Origin of the sequence: Labilibaculum sp. DW002 (genome assembly GCF_029029525.1) — a bacterium.
In the GTDB taxonomy this organism is placed as follows: Bacteria; Bacteroidota; Bacteroidia; order Bacteroidales; family Marinifilaceae; genus Paralabilibaculum; species Paralabilibaculum antarcticum.
Window position 1 is genome coordinate 1,358,567 of sequence record NZ_JAKJSC010000001.1, and the last position, 24,797, is coordinate 1,383,363.

12 protein-coding genes are annotated in these 24,797 nt (G+C 34.8%); 2 read left to right on the top strand and 10 right to left on the bottom strand.

Translation table 11 applies throughout. The features are described from left to right. Nucleotides 1-42 precede the first annotated feature (42 nt). The 10 genes from L3049_RS05235 to L3049_RS05280 all read right to left on the bottom strand — a co-directional run bounded on the left by L3049_RS05235 (nucleotide 43) and on the right by L3049_RS05280 (nucleotide 16,844). Nucleotides 43-843 (bottom strand): SDR family NAD(P)-dependent oxidoreductase, encoded by an 801-nt coding sequence (locus L3049_RS05235; RefSeq protein WP_275108744.1) that lies wholly within the window; start codon nucleotides 841-843, stop codon nucleotides 43-45. A gap of 17 nt (nucleotides 844-860) precedes the next feature. Continuing rightward, nucleotides 861-1,553, bottom strand: a complete 693-nt coding sequence (locus tag L3049_RS05240; RefSeq protein WP_275108745.1) for an RraA family protein — start codon at nucleotides 1,551-1,553, stop codon at nucleotides 861-863. An 11-nt stretch (nucleotides 1,554-1,564) separates the two neighbouring features. Next, nucleotides 1,565-1,984: a cupin domain-containing protein gene (locus L3049_RS05245; protein ID WP_275108746.1), complete on the bottom strand. Its 420-nt coding sequence runs from the start codon at nucleotides 1,982-1,984 to the stop codon at nucleotides 1,565-1,567. 59 nt (nucleotides 1,985-2,043) lie between these two features. Beyond that, nucleotides 2,044-3,492 carry a sugar porter family MFS transporter gene (locus tag L3049_RS05250; protein WP_275108747.1) on the bottom strand — a complete coding sequence of 483 codons (1,449 nt, stop codon included), beginning with the start codon at nucleotides 3,490-3,492 and terminating at the stop codon, nucleotides 2,044-2,046. Between the two features lie 38 nt (nucleotides 3,493-3,530). Then, nucleotides 3,531-6,392, bottom strand: a complete 2,862-nt coding sequence (locus tag L3049_RS05255; RefSeq protein WP_275108748.1) for a glycoside hydrolase family 38 N-terminal domain-containing protein — start codon at nucleotides 6,390-6,392, stop codon at nucleotides 3,531-3,533. Between the two features lie 252 nt (nucleotides 6,393-6,644). Beyond that, the gene (locus L3049_RS05260; protein ID WP_275108749.1) at nucleotides 6,645-8,705 is read right to left on the bottom strand and encodes a LamG-like jellyroll fold domain-containing protein; all 2,061 of its coding nucleotides are present in this window, start codon (nucleotides 8,703-8,705) and stop codon (nucleotides 6,645-6,647) included. Between the two features lie 192 nt (nucleotides 8,706-8,897). Further along, a complete protein-coding gene (locus tag L3049_RS05265) occupies nucleotides 8,898-10,775 on the bottom strand; it encodes a LamG domain-containing protein (RefSeq protein ID WP_275108750.1) in 1,878 nt (625 codons plus the stop codon). Nucleotides 10,776-10,842: 67 nt separating this feature from the next. Next, a complete protein-coding gene (locus L3049_RS05270) occupies nucleotides 10,843-12,402 on the bottom strand; it encodes a SusD/RagB family nutrient-binding outer membrane lipoprotein (protein WP_275108751.1) in 1,560 nt (519 codons plus the stop codon). Nucleotides 12,403-12,421: 19 nt separating this feature from the next. Next, nucleotides 12,422-15,484, bottom strand: coding sequence for a SusC/RagA family TonB-linked outer membrane protein (locus tag L3049_RS05275; protein WP_275108752.1), 3,063 nt, complete (start codon nucleotides 15,482-15,484; stop codon nucleotides 12,422-12,424). A 340-nt stretch (nucleotides 15,485-15,824) separates the two neighbouring features. Then, a complete protein-coding gene (locus L3049_RS05280) occupies nucleotides 15,825-16,844 on the bottom strand; it encodes a LacI family DNA-binding transcriptional regulator (protein WP_275108753.1) in 1,020 nt (339 codons plus the stop codon). A 429-nt stretch (nucleotides 16,845-17,273) separates the two neighbouring features. Between L3049_RS05280 and L3049_RS05285 the strand changes: the two genes are divergently transcribed. Both L3049_RS05285 and L3049_RS05290 read left to right on the top strand, forming a co-directional pair. Next, complete coding sequence (locus tag L3049_RS05285) at nucleotides 17,274-19,670, top strand: PAS domain-containing hybrid sensor histidine kinase/response regulator (protein ID WP_275108754.1); 2,397 nt, start codon at nucleotides 17,274-17,276, stop codon at nucleotides 19,668-19,670. Nucleotides 19,671-19,833: 163 nt separating this feature from the next. After that, the gene (locus L3049_RS05290) at nucleotides 19,834-24,777 is read left to right on the top strand and encodes a PAS domain S-box protein (RefSeq protein ID WP_275108755.1); all 4,944 of its coding nucleotides are present in this window, start codon (nucleotides 19,834-19,836) and stop codon (nucleotides 24,775-24,777) included. Nucleotides 24,778-24,797 lie beyond the last annotated feature (20 nt).

Sequence of the window (24,797 nt, forward strand, 5' to 3'; positions counted from 1 at the left end):
TTAATTTAAAACTAAGAATGCCGACTGCTTTACAATTACTAATTAATACTCTTTTCTAGGTGGACGAGGATCATATTGAATCGTATGATTCATATAAGAACCATCAATATAAATATCGGTTCCTGTTATATAGCTGCCCAAATCACTTGCCAAAAATGCAACAGTTGGAGCAACATCACTAACAACACCTACTCTTCCCTGAGGAATCCACTCTTCAAATTTATGCCTGCCAAACTTATTGATTTCCTCACGGTTCATCTCAGTTTCAATAGCTCCAGGTGCAACAGAAACAACTCTCACATTACTTTCAGCCAATTCCAGCGATAAACATTTAGAGAACATTTTTAGTCCCGCTTTAGCAGAACAGTAATGAACCAAACCTTTTCTAGGTACCACATCGTGAATTGAAGAAATGTTAATAATTACTCCTCCACCAGTTTTTTCCATTCTTTTTCCAGCTTCTTGAGAGCAAAGAAATGGTCCTTTAAGATTAATACACATTACTCTATCCCACTCATCTTCATCCATATCTAAAACATGAACAATACTTTCTGAACCAGCATTATTTACCAAAATATCAATGCCACCAAATGCTTCATCCATTGCAGAAAACATTGCCTTAACTTCTTGTGATTTTGCGACATTTGCACCAACTGCAACTGCTCTCACATTATATTTTGAGATAATTTGATTAGCTAAGACTTCAGCTTTCTCTCTATTACTGTAGTAGTTGATTATAATATCAGCACCACAAGCTGCTAATTCTCTACAAATCTCAGATCCTATTCCTTGGCTTCCACCAGTAACCAAAGCTCTTTTCCCTTTTAAATTTATTTTTGTCATTTCTTTACGTTTGAAAGTTACATGATCCCAAATTTGTTGAATGCATCAACTGTACTCATCCCTTCTTCAAGAGCTTTTTTTACCAATTGTTCTCCTCTTGATTTTTCAATAGCTCCTTCAAAAGCCTCAATAACTACCTCCTGAGGTACAACAAGAACACCATCTCTATCACCGAAAATGATATCACCTGGATTAATTCTAATGCCATCAATTTCAATTGGTACACGATAATCAATGACCTTTCCTCTTGGTCCCTGATCTTGAGCATAACCTCCGAAAGAAAATGTTGGAAATTTCAAATCTAAAATCTCATTTGTATCTCTTGAATAGCCATTTACAATAGCACCTGCGGCACCTAATTTTATAGCTCTTGTACTCATTAATCCGCCCCAAAGTGCGTATCGTGGTGACGAACCACTACAGATATAAACTTCATCTTCCTTAAGGCTATCCAATGCTTCGAACATGATTCCAAAAGGCTTTTTCATTAGAGGATTATTCGTATTTTCTGCTGCTTCTTCAAACACATCAGCTTCTAAAACTGGCATTGCTCTACCGATAACAACAAAATCATTACTAACAGGTTTAAGCTTTGGTGAAAGAAATTGGTGCTGATATCCTAATTTATCCAACACATCACCCACTAATGCTACAAAAAGTTCATTTTTAGCTATTTTAAATAACTCCTTATCATCTTTCCAAACTGCCATACTTATTATATTTACTTGTTTGCACCTACTTGATTAACACATTTAACCAATTCACTTCGCTTTGCCTCAGTTAAATCATAAAACTCAAAATCCGATAAATGTGTATCCGATTTTTCAACTATTATTACTTCACTACCATCCTGCATTGCAATGTTATGCCATGTATTTTTCGGAATATTATAGGTTACTCCTTTTTGCATCAATTCTACCTCAAATTCAGGAACATCATTCTTTATTGTTGCAGTAATAAGTACAACTTTTCCTCTTAACAACAGAAACACCTCATCCGTCTGAAAATGAACGTCTAACCTTGTAATGTTCTCAACCTTTTGATTTTCATCAGAATTAAGTTGAGCAACCTGCCAACCATCACGAATTAGAAATGGATGATAGCCTTTATCATTAACTGTAAACTTCTCTATTAAATTCATATTTTTATTTATCATATATCTGTTTACCCCTTAAAAGAATAAACATTTTCGCTATGCAATTAATCCCATTTCTTATTTTTCCAATATCTTTCAATTTCTTCCAATGTTTTGCCCTTGGTTTCGGGTACAAATTTCCATATAAACCAAATTGCTGGAAGTGTTAGAATACCGTATAAAAAGAAAGTACCACTTGGCTCTATTGTTTTAATGAAAACAGGATTGGTTAGTGTAATAAAAAAACCTGTTACCATTAATGAAAAGCTTCCGATTGAAACTGCAAGGCCTCTAATTCTTGTTGGAAAAATTTCACTAATAATAACCCAAACAACAGGTCCGAATGAAAATGCGAAACTAGCTACATAAAATAGTAATGGAATAATTACAAGGTTTGATCCAAGAGCAAACATTATTCCGACACCTGTAAGCGATAAAAATGCTCCCGTAACTCCAACTAATAAAAGTTTTCTTCTACCAAATCGTTCAATATTCATAATAGCAACGAAAGTGAAGACAGAGTTCACAACGCCAACCAATACTGCTCCTAGAAATGAACTTTCAACAGATTGAAATGATTCATTTAAAATATTAGGAGCAAAATACATGATAGCTGCAATACCACTTAAATGTGAGAACATTGGAAGAAGTATTCCTATCATTAATGGAGTACGCATAAATGGTTTGAACAATTCTTTAATTCCACCTTCTTCTTCGGCTACCATTTTATTGATCTCTACCATTTGTTGATTAGCCTCTTCTTTACCACTAATTCTGGTCATGATAACAAGAGCTTCATCTTTTCTTCCTTTTGAAACCAACCATCTTGGACTTTTTGGAGAGAAGAATAGTAAAGTAAGAAACAGTAAGGCAATCGGAATCTCCGTTCCAAACATCCCTCTCCAAATTTCGTGAACAAACAACCAAGACCAAAACCCATTCGCCTCATTTGTAATCACACCAGCAGCTTCTCCAGCACCATTCAATACGATCCAGTCAACAAGAAATGCCAATAAAATTCCTAATGTAATAGACAATTGGTAGATAGAAACAAATTTCCCTCTACTCTCTGCTTTTGTCAATTCTGAAATATAAATTGGAGCTACTACAGAGGTGATACCAACACCAAGTCCACCAATTAACCTGAATACAATCAGAAAATTAAATGCAAATGTAGAATCTGAAGTTAACCAATGTGCATGCTCAGGATTACCTAAAAACTGTGGAGGTAACATTGAGCCGATAGCTGATATGGTTAAACAACTAGCAGCAACAATTAATGCATTTTTACGACCAATTCGATCAGTAATAATACCTGATACAACGCAACCAACAATGGTTCCTAATAAGGCTGAAGATACCACCCAACCCAACATGGCTGCTGATAAATCAAAATGAGACTGTAAAAATGAATTACAACCTGAAATAATTGCTGTGTCGTACCCAAACAAGAATCCACCTATTGTGGAAACAAAGCTGATTGTTAAGAGGTATAATGAACTTTTCTTTTTCATATTTTAAAAATCTTGTATTAACAGACTGTTCAAATTGCCTATTTTAATTTATAAGTTTCAACTGCACTTTTACCCAATTCAATTTGCAAAACATTTCCTTTCTGATTAAGTCTTTTAGGATTTTCCTCAATCATATCCGTCTTACTGGCATTTATAAAACCATTATTCAGTTTGATTTCAACCTTTTTATCTACTCCTTCAGTTTCTACAACTCGAATCACAACATCGTTGTCATCCTCAGCCTTTTTCATTGTTGTGATAACGGCAAATGGATTTGATGTACTCACAAAACTTTTCTCTGCTGGCAAACTTCCTTTTTGTTTGTTTGCTTTTACAATTGGTAAAAGTGGATGATTGTTTTCTATACCAAAATGGAATCCATTTTTCCATCCCTCTTCGTGAGAAGTTATTGAAAATTTAAATGTATGACTTCCCTTCTGATCGTACCAGTTTCCTTGCCAGTGACAACTTTTATGTGAGGAGAGCAAAACTGAATTGATAACTGGATAGTCAGCAGAGTTCATGCTAGGATCAACCCAATCTGCCGTTACAACATTGGTAGACATGGTAAAGCCAAATCCATTTCCATTTGCAGTGATGAAATTTTGTATCTCACGTGGACGAATTTCCTCTGATTTTTGACGATATGTTCCTCCCCAAGCAAATCCACCAGGACGCATGGTCAACTCATCTTTTCCAATATGAACCATTCCCATAGGAACATCATATGAAATCTGAGCATCGTTTTTCATTTGTAATGGGAACAATACTCGTAATTGACGATTCTGTGTTCCTGGCCAGTTAGGAATAACATACTCTAAATCTATTTGCTTCTTTTTATGGAAAACGGTGATATTTTGCTCTACGTTGAAAGTATCCATTTCAAATGCTGATTGAAACTTAGAATATACTGCCCCTGATTCAATTAATTCCCATGAACTTTTCTTATCATCGGCGCGATCCATTGCAAAATTTGGCTCCTGCATTGTAACAAATTCTCCAGCTCCATTTCCTGTATATCCCATATGGAACAAATCTCCAGCAAGCATAGAAGTAGTATTAAAAATCTCTCTCTTTAATTTTTTATCATATAATCTTGTGATACCTCCTTGTCCTAATTCAACCGTGTAAAACTGGTTGTCACAGAAATTTGAACCCGTGTTTATTGAAGTAACATTGCGCTTTCCTTTTTTTATTGTGAAGGTTTTGTAACCAATCGAAGGCATATCAGACAAGCTAAAAACAAGCTCTTTTTTTCCATCAATAGTTACTAATTGCGTAGGAATTTTATCACCATTATTATCAGTAACAATCCAATTTGTTCCCTTTAAATTAGAAATATCAACAGTAGCATTACCATCTCTACTCCATGACAAATCATTAAACACAACAATATTCTGAGTATTCTTTAAATCTACTTTCTTAGCAATACTATTTAGCGAAGAGTTAAGCAGCTTTGTTCCAATTTCATTTCCTGTTTCAAGAGCTACGCGGAATACACTATCAGTAATGTGACCATTTTTACCACCCCAACCATGATCAGGATAGATTGCATTATACCACGCCTTATCTAGTTCCTTTTGCGGATACAATGAAAAATCATTATTCAATTCACAGTTAATTGTATTGAAAATCTCTGCAGAAGGAATGGTAACCGCAGCTTCTCTTTTAGCTTTGACTGCTTCGTAATGTGCAGCGCCATGGATATACAACCAAAGATTTGGACGTTCCCCGTAAATTGAATCAATTTTTGCTTCTGGAACATCAATTTCTTTCAAGAATTCCAAAGCCGTTGAATGAGCAAGCTCAGGAATTTTTATGCCTGCATTTTTTGCAATTTCGTTCCAAGCATCAATTACTTCTTTGTAAGATTCTGGCCCACCGGCATCAGCACTAATTACTGCTCCATAATGAGGAGGTATGTTTCTTTCTCTATAATATTCGTTCCAACTTTTCAGCGTTTTATGTAACTCATGTAGAGCGGTAATAGCATCTTCATCAAGCACCTTGTGATGATAGTGAAACCAACCATAATTCCCAGGACTGTACGTAAAAATACTTGTTCCATCAGGACTGTACCAATTATAAAATCCTTCTTTCATTCGGGAAACAAATAAATAATCAATTCCAGATTTTTTAAACAATTGTGGTACTTGTAAGGAACGTCCGGGAATATCAACATTATATGCAACATGCGCATCCATTCCAGGTAAATTCTTCTTGATCCAGCGACGACCTAAATAAGATTGACGAACCAGTTGCTCGCTTGACTCAAGACCTTCATATGGTTGTGTAAAAGTGGCACCCCATTCAAAGTTTCCACTTTTGTAAGTATCTATCAATCTTTGTTTATTCTCTGGAGAGTCTTCCAACACTTCCATTAGATTTAGAGATTGTTCCATTTCAAATTTGAATTCTGGTTCTTTCTCCATTAAATCAAGAGCAGGAATCGTAATATCATGTACACGTTCTTTTCTGCAAGTATCAGGTACGTCCATCCAACCAATATCTTGGTGAGAAGAAACAATCAGGTGAATTTTACCATCTGCAAAATAATCCCAATCAGCCGGAATTAATGGCTCGAAGTGCTGTGTACTAATAATATTCTTCTTCCCTTTTTTTACGGTTATGATTCCTGAATTACCGATAAGCGGAAGCAGAATCTGCATATCGCCATTCTCCAATTTAGTAACTTTTAATTCCTCCTCATTAAATCTTACGATACTGCCTGCAACCCAACTTTCATTTTTTATCGTTGCCTTAACCTTGTAAGTTCCATTTATCAACTCATATTGATACGGCTTCTCATATGAAAACACTATCATTTTTTTCGCCTCCATAGCCGATACTGTTTGCAACAAGTATCCAACAACAAACACCAACAACGCTAACTTCTTCATCTTTAATATTTAAATAATCAAACCAATTTTTCACACAATTTTGCCTAACCGGTTGGGCAAAGTGTTTTAAAAAAATGCACACTAGGTGCATTGAGAGTTTAAAGATAGTAATTTTCATTTATAAGATAAAAAACACCATACATTTTAACTTCAGAAAATTAAAAATCTATTAATTTAGAAATCCGTGTCAGTATTTATTATTAATAAAGCCAACACGAATTTCTAGGCGACTATGAACGTTTTAATGCACTTTTATTTTAATCCTTGATTAATTGCAGTAGCATAATCTTGCGTTTTACCTTTGTCCGAACAGTGTTGGATGTCTTCATACAACCAAATAAAACCACCATCTACATTAGCCTTATCTGTAGCAATTTTTGACTTTATTGTTTCTGGTGAATCACCACTATTACATCCCGAGCCATTCTTACACCAAAGTCCCAATGAAACATTAATATCACCAAAGTATTGATTCCAACCTGCTTGAGTATTTCCTGATCCTCCAGCATAACACTGCAAGTAAACTCTATCAATAGTTCCAGGTCTTTCAGCCTCTACTTGCTGATATACCGATTGCCAATATGAGGTTTGAGTATATGGACAAAGACTCACCTTTAGGCCTAAATCATCTAACATTAAACTAAATTGAACTGTTGATTCAACATCATAAGTTAGTTCATCATCGTAATTAATTGCAGTTGCGCCAGTTACTTCTTTTAGTTTTTTAATTGCTTTGTAAAGTTTAGTATCAGATCCTATACCTTCAGCATCAATTAATTTCTTAATATTTTCCCAAGATTTCGATCCCCAAGCTCCAATTCCTAATTCGATACGATCGACAGAAGTAGGAGCTTGCAATAGTTTTGCTAATCGAGTTCCCCATTCTGGATCACCTTCATATTCCCCATTTTGATCAATTACTCCTTTATCATTAAACACCATGCTACCATCTTCTCCAACATGTATTGTCCAAAGAATTGCAGTCGTAAAACCAGAATTACGCATGTCTAAAATAACTGCATCCCCTCCTGAATAAAAGCTACCACCACCAAATACTGCTGAATATTTATTTGCAGGAGGTGTGGTTGGAGGAATATTCGTTCCTTTAACAATCTCTAATGCATCTATTATATTTTTGGTTTCTTTATCAACATCCTTTTGCCATTTAGCTTCGGATTTTGCTTTTTTACCACCATCAATTAATCCCTGAATAAAATCTTTAGTTCCTTCAGGATATTCACCATCTCCACTTCCTTCAACAATTGTTGGCTTTAAATCTTCTGCTGATTTAATTGCTTCATCCAATTGTGAATAATCAAGTATTATTTCAGGCATACCTCCATCATAAATCAACTCAATGCTTCCAACAAATGTAGCTGTATAGCTATCTGTCAAATCTCTAAATTCGTTACCCAAATCAACTGTTAATGGAAAATATGCGGCTAAACCCGCTTCATCTCCAGTTAAATCTGCAGACATATTATCTGAAATTTGCTGTTGAGTTCTGACAGTATTCCATACACGTACATCTTTCACCATTGCATTAACAACACGATCACTAAACGCATAAGCATTCCCTATTTCAACCGCTGCATTTGGGGCCGATAAATGTGGCTTTTCTAAAGAAACCACCTCAATTCCATTCACATAGAATTTATGTATTGAACCCGTACTGGTAAATGCAAAATCCATCCATTCACCTACTTTAATAACACCGGCTTCTGATTTTGCTACCGCCCAATCATTATTCCCAATAACGATCTCAACATGTCCATCAGAAAATGTTCTAATATCAAAGCCACTTACAGGTCCATTTTGCACACACGAAAATATAGTATTGCTGTACCCTACTGGATTTAAATCCATAAAATAGTAATCCGTTTCCATGGTGAAAGTACTTTTGGTTGTGTACTTTATGTCATCCGAAATTTTAATAAATGATCCAGCTTTTTGTTTGATATAAGGAATTGCTGCGCGTAACACTTGGCTTTTAAAATCCTCTATCGATTCTTGCAATTTTTTAGCAGCCTCTGCGATTGCCTCTTGAGATTCTGGTGCTTCTGCTATTGCCTTTGCAAGGCTTAATTCTTTTTCTAATTTATCTATTGATCCTGGCATATAAAGTCCAGGCGTCATACCTTCTTCACTATTTTGCACTAATTCTTCTGCTTCCTTAATCAATTCTTCTATTGAAGCTGTATTTAATATGATTTCTTCTGGCTTTTCATCATCACTGCAAGCTATAATGGAGAATACCATTAAAACTGCACATAGAATAAATGGTGACAAAAATTTCAACTTATCTATTTTCATAATATTATAGCAATATTGATTTATAAAACTCCACAAATAATTTTCTCATTTTGTAGAATGTAAAAAGTAAGTTTCTCAATCCAAAAAGATAAAATCAACTATACGGATAGACTTTAATTTAATAAAAACAAAGTGCTTGGGACTTTCATCCCAAAACACTTTGCATCACTAATTATAAAAAAAACACACTAACTAATCTACTTTATTCCAATCTATACCTCTCATTTTTGCACTGTAATCTCCAGTTTTTGCTGGGAATTTTACACCTGCAACTTTATCAAGAGGGAAATACATATGTAATCCTGATTCTGCACCATCAATATCAGCATTTAGATCAGCTGTTTCACGAACAACATCCCAAATACGGAAATCCTTAATTGTTCCATTCATTTTACCTCCCCAAGAGTTTCCTAACCATATTTCACCCCATCCTGATTCAACTGGGTAACTAATCTCAGAATCCGTACCAACTTCTTCACCATCAACAAAAATGGTTGTAGTTTTTGCTGTCTCATCATGTACAATTGCAACATGTTGCCAAACTTTCGATTTCATCGTTAATGAAGGAGCCGTAGGACCTGCATACCCAACTGCAGGATCGGAATAAGTGAAGTTCCAAAGTCCACCCGCATTCAAAATTGATTCTTCAGTAAGCTCTTCATAACCATATAATCGTAAACCAAAATGTCCGTTTCCGAATATTTCACCGCTTCCGCTCATTTCAAGTGTCTTCAATTTAAGGTCAAACTCCACAGTGTAATCTCCTTGTGGAGTGTAATTTGGAGTAATTTGCAACCCAATTGCATCAGGATTTTCACGATCAACATAAACACCTTCTGCGTCTGCTACAAGATATTTCTTAACTAATTTTAAATTGCTCTTAATAGATGCAGCAGCATTATCTAAGGCATCTTGCTTTTCTGCATCAGCTTTTAGTGCTACAGCATCATCAATAAGTGATTGTAAGTAATCTTTAGTGCCAACAGGATAATCTCCATCTTCAGTTCCTTCAACAACTTCATCCTTCAATGCAGTTGCATCAGCAATAGCCCCATCAATACCTGTATATACCAATTCAATAACTGGTGCAATACCATTCGGAGCCCAAATTACATCCTTCCCTACAAATTTTGCTGTATAGTTACCAGTATTATCTGTGAAATTAGTTCCCAAATCAGCATCCAGTGGAAAATATACTTCCAATCCTTCTTCAGTACCTTCCAATTGTTCATCTTTATTAGCAACAAGTTGATCTGCAGTTCTTACTTCGCTCCAAACTCGGAAGTCACGAAGCATTCCATTCCACGCACGACCAGGCCAGAAAGGTACTTCACCTAGAGTAACAGGAACATCAGAATTAAAAAATGTTTCTGCTGGGAAATCTGATTCCGAAATAACTTCTACTCCATTCATATAAACTTTCCACTCTGTACCACTTTTAGTTATAGCATAATGCACCCATTCGCCAAGCTTTACACCAGCTCCTCCAGTAACATATGACTCATGCCATCCTCCTGATCCAACTACAAGATCAAGTCTATCTCCAAAAATTCGAAGGTTAAAACCAAATTGTGAACCATTATCACCTTCTCCTGCTGAGAACATCGTTTCAATCCATCCTGACCCTGCGAAATAAGATTCTATTTCAACAGTGAAATTATCTGCCAGTATAGGCTTAATGTTTTCAGAAATTTGAATCCACGAACCTGGTGAATTATCAAAAATAGGAATTGCAAGGCTAACTGTTTTAGTCTTAAATTCTTCAATATACTTTTGTAATCTTGCTGCAGCATCGGCAATCTCACTCTGAGATGATGCATTGGCAATTTGCCAATCTACCCAAGTAAGAACTTCTTGTAATTCCGCTTTTGATCCTGGTTTGAAGTCTCCTGGAGCAGTACCTTCTTCACTTGTAGCTATTAAATTTTCTGCCTCAGTAATCAAGGCTTCCAATGAAGTAGTCTCAAAGGTTCCAATTTTCTCATCATCATCGCAAGCTACAAAGGCAAAAGCCATCATAAAAGCAGCCACGTACGACAACATTTTTATATTTAATTTTATTGCTTTCATATAATAAAGTTTAAATGATGTGTTTTGATTTTTTACTAACCAAAACACAATCATCTGATATTATTAATTACAAATTACTATTCATTAAACCACTTGTTTTGGTTTTTGTATCCGCAGTATCCCACCAAAGTCTAACATCCATTCTATCTGTCTCAATTGTGTTCTGAGTAGATGGCATATTAGCTTCATTATTTAAATGAGCACTATTTGGGTAGCGTACACGTTTCACCCAAGTACCTGAAGCTACTGATGCACTTCCGCTTACTCCATCTTTTGGTAAAGTGATGTCTGGATAATCTGTTCTTCTAAAATCTGCCCATGCTTCAACTCCATTAGGGAAGTTAGCCAACCATTTCTGTGTAATTAATTGCTTCAATGAAGATTCATTCGCACCAGAAAGATTTGGTAAACCAGCTACATAAGCATCAGCATCAGTTGCATCAACACCTACATAATCCATAGATGCCTCAACAGCCTGCTTATAAAGAGCATTTGCATCTCCAGAAATCCATCCTCTCATAGCAGCTTCTGCCTGTAAGAATAATACTTCTGAATAAAACATTACAGGACAGTACATAAAATCTTCTGCTCCATCACCAACGAAATCTATATAGCCACCTTCCAAATTGATAGTCGCAAAATTCTCGTCTGAATCACTTGGTACAAGGTTATATCCATTTTCAATTCCATCATAGATATCAAATCCAGCTTCCTCTTTAGTTTTTGCTTCTCCTTCTACTTGGTAAGCAAACCATTTAGGTGCTCGAGGATCTTCTCCTACACTTGACTGATTGTATAAATAATTAGACATAGTCTTAGACATTCTAATGTTATTCCAATTCCAAGCCATATTATTCAAGTAATCGTACCAACCTTTAGACCACAATGGAACTTTTGCTACATCAGCATTACTTGCTAATAAACCATTTGGTCCATTTACTGCTGCCGCTGCCTCGGTTTGTGCACGAGAAGCATCAACATTTGAAAGACGCATTGCTAAACGCAAACGAAGTGAGTTACCAAACTTCTGCCATTGAACTACATCACCATCATAAATCAAATCATAACCATCGTCATAAGCATACTGCTCTGCACCACCGGTGATCGCATTAATTGCAACATCCAAACGCTTTAATAGATCATCATAAATATCTTGCTGACTGTTGTAAGGAACTTTCTCTCCTGTTCCAGCTCCAAAATATGGAATATCACCATAAGTATCAGTCATTCTAGACCATGCATAACACATCCAAATCTCTTTGATTGCGATCGCATCAACATAGTTTGGATCTTCACCAACCATATCTTGCATAGCAATCGCTCTTCTTAGATTTCTTGTGTAATGTTCTCTCCACTGATTTCCAATCCAACCATCTACATAATCGTAACGTGGTGAAGAAAATCCAGATACTGTATTCGCCCAATATTGACAATACAAGTCAGGATATAAATTCACATTTCTTTGATAGTTTTGCAAAACCTCTTGTTGCATTGCATTGAAGAAGAATTTTGGCTCAACTTCTGTCGTCGAATCTGATGGCGTATTCATGTCACCAAAATCATCGGAACAACTACTGCTTAAAACTATTAGTCCTAATACAAATAGTATTAAATTATATTTCTTCATAATAAATTTCTTTTTTCAATTAAAATCCAACATTTAGCGAAACACCATACGTTCTTGTAGAAGGTACTGGTGAGAAATCATATGCTTGTGCCGCATACTCTGTACTATAAGCACTTGCATCTGGTGCAGTTCCCGGAGTATTCTTATAGAAATAGAATAAGTTTCTACCTACAAATGATACTCGAGCAGATTTTATAGGGTTATGAGGAAGTTTTGAAAGTATCGATTTTGGAATATTATATCCAATTGCTAATTCTTTCAATTTCATGTGAGATGCATCATACAAGAATTCTTCATCAACCTTTGCAAGTTGTCTCCAATACTCTTCTGCAGATATCATGACATCATTTAGTCCACCAGCTTCATTTACACCATCAACAAAGAATGCAATTCTACCATTTTCAGTAGTTCTTGCCGCTGTTCCTGATCCTGTAGCACTTCGTTCTGAAGAAGAAATAATATCTCCACCTTCTTGAATAGAAACTAAAGCAGATACAAATAACCCTTTGTAATCAACATTCAGGTTAATAGATCCTGTCCAGTCTGCCTGTAGGTTACCAATTACAATATTATCATCCTGATTTATGGTCATCAAACCATTCTCATCCATAATTTTTGAACCATTAGCATCTTTGTTATAAACGTTTCCTAGCATATCACCTAGTTTTCCGCCTTTGTATGCTACTACTCCTGCTCCAAAATCATATCTATTGATCTCATCTTTTAGCTTCTCAAGAGTACCTTCATTCTTCGCAAAATTGAAGTTTACACCAACAGTCAAATCCTTAGTTTTTACCGGAGTTGTAGAAAGTGTAAATTCAATACCTTTGTTCAAAATCTCACCAATATTAGTTAAGTCACGGCTATATCCATACTCTTCAATACCCTTAACGTAACCAATCTGATTCTCTGTTTTTTCATGATAGTAAGTGAAATCCAAACCAATTCTATTTTGGAACAATCTTACGTCCGCTCCAAATTCAATAGAAGTAGATAATTCTGGCTTCAAGTTCGGATCAATACTTACATCTGGTACATTACCAACTGATAAATCATAACTCCAGTTACTAATAGAAAAGTTTTGTGCTGTAAAATAAGGCTGAGTACCCTTACCAACTTTAGCCCAAGATCCTCTTACTTTTGCAAAAGAAACCCATTGTGGAAGTTCAATCATTTCTGAAACAATTCCACTCAAACTTACCGATGGATAGAAATAGTCATTATCAAAATCGGTATGTGCTGATGTTAATGTAGATGACCAGTCGTTACGCGCTGTGAAATCTAAAAATAACATGTTTCTATAAGCTACTTGTCCAAATCCATAAATAGATCGAACTTCTTCTTCACTTAAACTCTCTGATGCTTTAATATTAGATCCAGCACCTAAAAAGAAATCTCCTTCTGATGCTAATCTACCTGAAGTTGCTCTTAATGTTTCTCTTGTGCTATTTCTATTGTTAGCACCAACATTTAATCCAATTGTAAAGTCTTCATTAATCTCTTTATTATAAGATAATAAAAACTCATAATTCTGCTCTTTAAATTTAGACTGCGTTGGATTGTAATTTGGTCGGTTAGGATCAACATTATCTCCAAATAAATATCCTTCTACTGCAGAGAATTGATAAAAATCCATACCATATTTAACTTTGGCAGTTAAATCTGATGTAAGTTTTAAATTAGCTGCTACATATCCAAATGTTCTATTCTTCTCATCTGAATTGGTAGTTTGAGCTTGTAAGAAATATGGATTTCTGTAGTTTGCATTTGCCGTTGTATACAAATTCTCAACATGGCTTCCTCCAATGATATCATAACCAGGAGCTAAATCCTCGTTGCGAATATTCATTGGCATAGAATTGAAATAAGATACATATGAGTAATTTCCAATCTCTGGACGCTCATTACCTTTAGTGTTAAAGAAAGAAACCTTAGTATCTACATTTAACCATTTATTGATATCATAATCAGCTCTTAAATCAAAAGTGATTTTCTCAATCTTGTGATCTTCATAAATACCATTCATGATATCTTTTCCTAAAGAAACACGGAAAGCACCTTCATCATTACCACCTGTAAAAGCAACACTGTGCTTTTGAGTAGTACCAGTTCTTGTAAAATCTTTTAAACGATCCTTTTGAGCTTCATATGGCATCATTTCTCCTGTCCATGACTCCAATGATTGTCCATTCATCTCAGGACCCCACGATGAAGTTGACTTATTGTCATACATACCATCGTTTCCTTGACCATACTTATCCTGTAAGTCTAGCATATAAGCTGCCTCAGACATAGTGAATCCACCAGAATAAGAAATTCCTAAACCTTTGTTTCTCTTTCCTGATTTTGTTGTTACAAGTACAACTCCGTTTCCTCCACGTTCTCCGTAAAGAGCTGCAGCATTAGGTCCTTTCAAAATAGAAATTGATTCGATATCTTCAGGATTCAAATCAAAAGCTCCACCTGCACGAGAAGTTCCACCCCAAACTGAACCGTCTCTTTCGTTACCATTATCAAATGGTACTCCATCAACAATCCAAATTGGCTGATCATTTCCTATTAGTGAACTGGCTCCACGAATATCAATTCTTGATGTTCCACCAACTCCACCACCAGACTGATTAATTTGCACACCTGCAACTTTTCCTTGCAAAGCGCTAACCAAATCAGAGTTTCCGGCTTTTGTAATTTCATCAGCTTTCACATCTTGCACAGCATAACCTAGAGCCTTCTTAGATCTTTTTATACCCAATGCAGTAACAACAACTTCATCAACTTGTAAAGCATCTGTCGCCATAACTACATCGATTGCAGATTGCGAACCAATTGTAATTTCTTGTGTTTCCATTCCTACGAAACTAAACACCAATACACTAGTAACACTGGGTGCACTAATTTCATAATTTCCATTAATATCAGTAACTGTACCAATGGTTGTCCCTTTTACAACAACTGAAACTCCAGGAAGTGACATACCTGAATCTTCAGTAACTGCTCCGGTTACTTCTCGTTGTTGTGCCCATCCAATATTGATGGTAAACATTAAAAACACAACACCTAACAATTTAAACAAGTTTTTCATACTCATACATTTAGATTAGTTTTAGGATTAAACTTATATTATTTGTAAAAATTGACTTTGATCTAAACAGGTTGATCCTTTATATCAAGTCTTCATTAGCACTATTAATTTCTTTTTCATGTAGTTATTTTACTACCAAAATTATTATCAATCGTTCAAAAAGCCAAACCGGTTTGGCAAATATCGAAAATAAGAGAATTCTATTGAATTATTCTATATTTTAAACTGTTTAATGACTTCACCCAAAGCCTCATTTAAAATTTGATTTATTCATTATTCGTTCTCATTTTGTTCATTGTATAATCAATAGCATAACCGGTTTGGCAAAATGATAAAAATATTAGATTGCTCCGCAAGATTTTCTGATTTTTAAACTATTACTTAAAATTATCTTTCTATGATTTAAATTCTTTCCTTCTAAATTTTCCAACAATATTTCAACTGCTCGATCTCCTAACTCATCAACTGGCTGCACAACTGCAGTAACAGGAGGCTCTATTAGGTCAAAAGCATTCATTTGCCCAAAACTAATAAGGGCTACATCCATTGGGACTCTGATGTTTAATTGCTTTAATGCTCTTATTCCAGATGCCGCCAAAAAGTGAGTCGCAAAAACAATACCTTCTACACTAGTAGGAAACTGTACCATTGATTTAACAACCTCGTACATTTCATCTTCAGAATACTCATATTCCAATTCGTGAATAAATTCATCACGAACAACAAGTCCTCTTTGTTCCATTGTATTTTGATAGCCCTCTAATCTCATACGCATAGCTTCCAATCCTGGCTTTAGAGAAACAAAACCTATCCTTTTTCTACCCAATTGAATTAGCTGCTTTACCGCTAAACTAACTCCACCTTCATTATCTTCCCCGACGAAATTGGTTTCAAGTTCTGGATAACAACGCTCAATTAGAACAAATGGGAAATTATTTTTTTTAAGCTTTAATATATCTTCTTCATTCTTTTGTGAAGAAGCGATTATTAATCCATCTACACCTCTACTTAACATGGATTGAATCAATTCAGATTCTCTTTCTTGTTTTTCTCCTGTACTACTAAAAACAACATTATAACCTGAAAGCCTCGCTTTACGTTCAATTCGTCTTGCAATTCTTGCATAATAGTTATCACCAATATTGGGTATAACCAATCCGATCATATCACTCTTGCCTAAACTTAAACCTCTTGCCAAGTGATTTGCTTTATAATTGCTTTCCTTTGCAAATTGAATGATTTTCTCCTGAGTTTCCTTGCTTACACGTTTCTCATCACCATGCCCATTAAGCACAGTAGATATTGTGGATTTAGATATATTTAAATGACTTGCGATGTCTTGTAATGTAATCTTCTTCAATTTTATATCTCCTTTTTTGCCGAAACGGTTAGGCAATGAATAAATTAAAAAAGGTGATTTACACCTTATAAGTTTCACTCATCTAATTTCTTTTTAGACCTTGCTAATATAATTAGCTTTTTTGAAAAAATCAAATTGAAATTGAAATTGAATAATAAATCAATTTAAAAGACAACTAATAGCGACAGTTAACAAAGCAAATAAATCCCCATCCCATTTTTTAGTTTTGTGTTTCTTCTGAAATAATAAAATGCCATAAATAGGTCTAAAGCGCTCATTTCAACATGGAACAAGACAGGTAATTTCCTGGTCAATTGGACTACAAAAAAATAGATTAACCTAAGGTCTATTTGATATTTTTTTCCATTCTCAACTTTAATTCAATATATTAGAGACTACAAATGCTTTTCTTAATACTAAAAAGATTGTATGGACGATTTTTTCAAACTCATTACTCCAATCACCTATTGGATTTTAGTACTTATATGGTCTTACATTCTTTTTTTCTACATTAGAAAGACGAATACAATTGATAAATCGGATAAATTATTAAAATTACTTCTTGTTGTTTTATCAATTGATGCTTTCCGAACACTTTTTGAGAGTATCTATTTTGGTGCGTGGTATACATCACTTTCCGGAATAATTCCGATTGAAATTTTCAATTATTTGGCGCAACCTAAAGTTGTATTTATCCCAAAAATACTGAACCTCATAACCGCCGTATTAATTTTTACTATTTTAATAAAAAAATGGCTATCGGCCGAAATTAGTACAAAACAAAAAAGTAAAAAGTTAATAGAAGAACAATCGAAAGAACTTGTTGAAAAATACGAAGAACTTGTTGTAGCTAATGAAAAAGCGATAGAAAGTGACAATTTCACTCAAATGCTTTTTAATGAATCTCCAATTGGATTAGCTCTGACTAAATTTACAGGTGAATTAATTGATGTTAATCAAGCTTATGCAAATATCATAGGTCACACTATTGAAGAAACATTGAAATTAACCTATTGGGATATTACACCAGAAAAATATGCTAAGCAAGAAGAATTTCAATTGGATTCTCTAAATAAGAATGGAGCATATGGTCCCTACGAAAAAGAATACATTCATAAATCTGGAAAATTAATTCCCGTTCGATTGCAGGGAAAAATTATAAAAAAGGATAATCAAGATTATATTTGGTCGAGTGTTGAAGATATTACGGAACAGAAAATCGCAGAATTTCAGCTTCAAAAACAGAATGAAGAATATTTAGCTCTTACCGAAGAATATCAAGCCCAAAATGAAGAGTTGCTATCAACAATAAAAATTGCTGAAAAAAGTGAAACTCGATTTAAAGCTCTCCACAATGCTTCTTTTGGAGGAATTGCTATACATGATAAGGGAATTATTTTAGATTGTAACCAAGGTCTTGTAACAATGTCGGGATATTCGACAGAAGAGCTTGTTGGAATGAATGGATTGTTACTCATTGCTGAAAGTTCGCGTGATATTGTTTTGGGAAATATCTTAAGCGAATATGAAAAGCCATATGAAAGTATGGGACTACGCAAAAATGGAGAAGAATACCCTATTCGATTGGAAGCACGTCAAATACCATATAGTGGAAAAAATGTTCGGGTTGTAGAATTTCGTGATATTACGGCTCAGAAAAAAATTGAATATGAACTTAAAACGGCAAAAGAAAAAGCTGAAGAAAGTAACCAACTAAAAACTGAGTTCATTAATAATATGTCACATGAAATTAGAACTCCAATGAATGGAATTCTTGGTTTTTCTGATTTATTAAATGAGCCAAACATTACATATTCAAGTCAACAACATTATATCAAAATCATTCAGAATAGTGGAAATCAGCTACTTCGTATCATCGATGACATTCTTGAGATATCAGAGCTAGGAACAAAACAGGTTAGTCCGCAAATAGAGGAATTTCATTTAAATGAATTCTTATTGGAATTATTTACAATATTCGAACCAAAGGCATTAGCAAATAAAACGCCACTATATCTAAAAAATGACCTGTGTCAAAATTCAAGTACTGTACTCACGGATCCCTACAAATTGAACAGAATTGTAAGTAATCTTCTAGAAAATGCCTTAAAGTTTACAAATAATGGATCCATTGAATTAGGCTGTAGACTGCAAAATGATAATATCATAATTTATGTAAAAGATACTGGTATTGGAGTACATCCCGAAAAACAAAAACTTATTTTCGAGCGTTTCTCACAAGAAGATAAAGAAATATCTCAAAATGTTGGAGGATTAGGATTAGGTTTATCTATAGCCAAAGAAAATGCAAAGCTTCTTGGTGGCAATATTACTTTAGAATCAGAAAAGGGAAAGGGTTCAATATTTTCTGTAAGTATCCCGTATCAACCTGCAAATCGGAAATATAAGGAAAATAAGATAACTTCAGATAAAATACCAAATTCGAATGAAGAAAAGCATCAAACCATTTTAATAGCTGAAGACGAAGAAATAAATTTTATTTTTTTGAAAATTCTCCTTTCTGAACTTGACGACAAATTAACAATCATTCATGCCAAAAATGGAAAAGATGCGGTAGATATCTGCACAACAAATGACCAGATCGATTTAATTCTAATGGATATAAAAATGCCAATAATGAGCGGTATTAATGCGACTAAAAAAATTAGGCAGTTCAGACAGCACTTACCTATTATTGCACAAACAGCCTACACGGCCACCCAGGAGCAGGACGAAGCCACAAATGCAGGTTGCAACGATTTTATTTCGAAACCAATAAAAAAAGAAAAATTACTTGCAATTACGAGTCAATACTTAACAAAGTAACAACTAGCAACAAATTACTGAAACAAAGCGAATTGCACTTTATCCATTTGTTGAATTCAATATTTTATAAATTATATACTTAATTGAAAAGAAATGTAAAAGGTATATAGATTCATTGTATCTTAATATCATTAAAGGTTTTAATTTATTACAGGTGGGGCATATGAACAAAAAAAATCAAACAAAAGAGGAGCTTCTAATTAAAATCAGCCATTTAGAATCGAAAAATTACGCATTGGAAAAATCGGAATTAAAAAAAAATATCTGGTTCGAAAATTCACCTGTATGCACCAAATTAATTGATCTCGAATTTAATTTAAAATACATAAACAAGTCTGGAATCAGAGATCTCAAGATTAATGATATTACAGAATTTTATGGCAAGCCATACCCTCTCTCCTTTTTTCCCGATTCTTTTAAGATCTCCATGATCAAAAAATTAAAAAGAGCGAAGGAAACAGGTGAAACGATAACACTGGAAGCCCCTACGCAGGATATGGAAGGCAATACTTTATGGTATCATTCAACAATTGTTCCAGTATATAATGATCATAAACAACTTGATCATTTTATGCTTGTTTCATTGGAAACTAAGGCGAACAAACAGGCGGAAGAAGCATTGAAACAAAGCGAAGCCACCATTAAAAATAAACTCAAGGCAATTACAGAGCCGCATGGAGATATTAGCACTCTTGAACTTTCTGATATTATTGACACTGAAATTTTGCAGTCTTTAATGGAAGATTTTTATCAGATTACTGGTATGTTAGGAGCGGTACTCGATATCTCAGGAAAAGTTTTGGTTGCTGTTGGATGGCAAGATATCTGTACAAAGTTCCACAGATGTAATCCCGACACCCTTAAAAACTGTATTGAAAGCGACACCATCCTCACCCAAGGTGTGCCCGAAGGAACATGTAAAGCTTACCACTGCAAAAACAATATGTGGGACATTGTTACACCCATTGTAGTTGGAGGGAAACATGTTGGAAATGTTTTTATGGGGCAATACTTCCTTGAAGGCGAGGTGCCAAATGTTGAGATTTTCCGCAAGCAAGCAAAAAAATTCGGATTCGATGAAAAAGAATACCTTGCAGCACTAGACCGAGTGCCGCGTTTTAGTAAGGAAACTGTGGACAGAGGAATTAAATTTTATTCCAAGCTTGCCGGACTAATTTCTACTTTAAGTTTTAGTACCATACAACAATCAAAAATGCTTGCCCAACAAAAACTGGCAGATCAAGCACTTCGTGAAAGTGAAAAAAAATACCGTGACCTAATTAATTTGGCACAAGAAGGAATTTGGGTTATCGACAAAAACAACATAACCACTTTCGCAAACCCTAGTATGGCGGATATGTTGGGCTATTCTTCCGAAGAAATGATTGGGAAATCGCTTTTTGATTTTATGGATGAGACAGGTATTAAGATTGCTAATGAAAATATAGAACACCGGAAAGCAGGATTAAAAGAACAGCACGACTTCGAATTTATTTGTAAAAATGGCAATCGGATTTTCTGCACTATGACCACTGCTCCAATAATAGATAAGTCTGGTAATTACCAAGGTACAATTGCTGGGGTAATCGATATTACGGAAAGAAAAAAGGCTGAAGAAATATTAAAGGATGGTGAAGAACGTTTTAAAACGATTTTGGATTCAAGCCCTTTTCCCATTGCCATAGTCGATAAAAATAAGAATATTTTATTTTGGAGTATTAGCGCAAAGCAACTGTTTGGTCATGACCCAAAAACTTCGCAGGAATGGTTTGAACTGGCTTACCCTAACCCCGATTATCGAAATGAAGTAATAGAGCGATTTAAACCCTTGTTCGAATTAGCAGTCAAATCAACTAAAGCTGTGAGTGCAGGTGAATATCGTATTAAATGTAAAGATGGCTCGACCAAAATTTGTGAACTTTACATACAAGTAATTCATAAAAATCTAATTATAACAACGAACGACATCACCGAACGCAAGCAAGTGGAAGAAGAAATACGTATTGCTGAAGAACGATTTGAGTTGGCAATGGCTGCTACAAAAGACGGTTTGTACGACTGGAACTTGGAAACAAACGAGATTTATTATTCTCCTGGCTGGAAAAACATGCTGGGATATGATGATGATGAACTACCAAATGATTTCTCTGTTTGGGAAAATTTAATTGAACCAGCAGATGCGGAGGCATCTTGGAAGATGCAACAAGAATTAATAAACAAACAACGCAACCATTTTGAGCTAGAATTTAAAATGAAGCATAAAAAGGGGCATTGGGTCGATATTCTTTCTCGTGCTGAAATATTTTATAATGACAAGGGTAAAGCAATCAGAATGGTAGGTACCCATGTAGATATCTCAGAACGAAAGCACGAAGAAAAAATTCTGGATGTAGAATTAAAAATGTTTGAATATTCCATTAATCATTCGGAAGAAGAATTACTTCAGAAATTTTTGGATGAAGCCGAAGAACTTACGGGAAGTGAAATTGGTTTTTATCATTATATAGAAGATGATCAAGAATCCATTTCACTCCAAGCATGGTCTTCCAATACATTAAATAAAATGTGCAAAGGATTAGGTGAATCTAGCAGACATTATCCCATTTCTGAAGCTGGTGTTTGGATGGATTGTGTAAAAGAACGTAAACCTGTAATTCATAATGACTATTCAAGTTTAACACATAAAAAAGGCTTGCCAGAAGGACACGCTCCAATGATACGTGAGTTAGTAGTTCCTGTAATTCGAGGAAACCAAATAATGGCAGTTCTTGGAGTTGGAAATAAAAAATCAGATTACAACGAAGCCGATGTTAAAACCGTTCAACGTTTAGCGGATATTACCTGGGAAACTGCAATTAGGAAACAAGCTGAAGAAAACCTAAAAAACACTTTTGACATTTCACCAAGTATTATTAGTAAAGCAAATGTAGACACAGGATATTTTATTGAAGCAAATCAAGCAGTAACAAGACTATTGGGCTACACGACTGAAGAATTTACATCAAAACCCCTAATGGAATTTATTCATCCGGATGATAAACAAAGAACAGTCGATGAGATCGTTGAGCAGAAAGATGGTAGGGACACAACTTTCTTTGAAAATCGATATTTGTGTAAAGATGGTTCGTATAAATGGATGGCTTGGCACAGTACAAAAGCTGATGAAAATGGAATCGTAACGGCTATTGCTTCTGATATAAGTGAACGTAAAATTATAGAGCAGGAAATTGTTGAAACAAAACAATTTTATGAAAATATAATTGAAGGCGTTCAGGATGGTATTTGGGTAACAGATAAAAATGATGTCATTTTCTATGCCAATTCAGCCATGGAGAAGATTGCCGGGGTGCCTCGTGATCAAATTCAAGGAAATAATGTATTAAAAGGTTTCCCAGAAGAGACCATTGTCGAATTTAGTAATTTTTACAAGCAAGCAAAAAAGGAAAAGAAGCCAGTGTGGTATGAGGTCGAGCTTAAAACGCCAACAAAAAAAGATGTTTGTCAGAACGGTTGGCTTATTCCACAATATCAGAATAACGTTTTTAGCGGGATTATTTGTACCGTACGTGATATTTCTGAACGAAAGAAAGCAGAAGGTTCTGTGAGGAAGCTTTCAACAGCAGTGCAACAAAGTCCATCTAGTATAGCTATTTCCGATACGAATGGAAAACTGGAATATGTTAATCCGAAGTATACTGAATTAACCGGTTATAGTAGTGCTGAATCAATTGGACGGCAATCAAATATTTTTAAATCGGATGAACAAGATGATTTATTTTTTAACGAAATCTGGAAAACAGTAGATTCAGGTAAAGTATGGAGAGGACAATTTCATAATAAAAAGAAAAATGGAGAATTGTTTTGGGAAGCAGCTTCCATCTCAGCGATTTTAAATGAATCGGGTGAGATCATTAATTACATCAAAATTGGGGAAGATATTACCCAACAAAAAAACACAGAAGCAGAGCTCAAAATTGCGCTTGAAAAAGCATTGGAAAGCGATCGACTAAAGAGTGCTTTTCTCGCGAATATGAGTCATGAAATACGTACTCCAATGAATGGCATCCTTGGATTTGTCAACCTACTTAATGAACCCAATTTAAGAAAGTCTAAAGTTGATGAATACTCGGCTATTATTAACAAAAGTGGTGAAAGACTATTAAATACCATCAACGATATAATTGATATTTCAAAAATTGAGGCTGGAGAAATGCTTATAGCCAATACTGAAACTTCAATAAATAATATAATGGAGGAACTCCTTTCCTTCTTTACTCCAGAAGCAAGCATGAAAGGATTGTCCTTAGCTATAGAACCTTCCCTCTCTGCTGAGCAACCAACGGTAATTACAGACAGCAATAAACTCCATGGGATATTGTCAAACCTTATTAAAAATGCAATTAAATACACAGAAAAGGGACATATTACATTCGGCTATTTGGTAAAAGAAGGGTTTATTGAATTTTCTGTGAAAGACACTGGAGTTGGGATCCCTAAGGACCGTTTACAAGCAATATTCAATCGTTTTGAACAGGCAGATATTGAGGACTCAAAGGTGTTTGAAGGTTCTGGATTAGGGCTCGCCATATCAAAGGCTTATGCTGAAATGCTGGGAGGTGATATTTTTGCAGAATCTACGGTAGGAAAAGGATCAAAATTTGAATTTACAATTCCTTATGTCAACGCAATAAAGAAGAAAACTGAACAATACCCTGGAAATTTCAAGAATATTGCTGCAAGAATAGAAGATTTGAATTTACTTGTTGTGGAAGATGATGAAACTAGCTCCGAACTTTTAAAATATACCCTGCTAGGGCTATTTAAAGAAATTATTTTTGTTGACAATGGAAAAGACGCCATCGAAACGTGCAGAATTAATCCAGAAATTGATTTGGTTTTGATGGATATTAAGATGCCGAAAATGAATGGTTATGATGCAACTACAGAAATAAGAAAGTTTAACAAAGATTTGATTATTATAGCACAAACTGCTTATGCATTACGTGGCGATAGAGAAAAAGCAATTGAAGTGGGATGCGACGATTATATCACAAAACCAATTAATAAAGTATTGCTTTTAGATCTTATTAATAAGCTTATTGGCTAAACAAAATCATTTAACCTTTT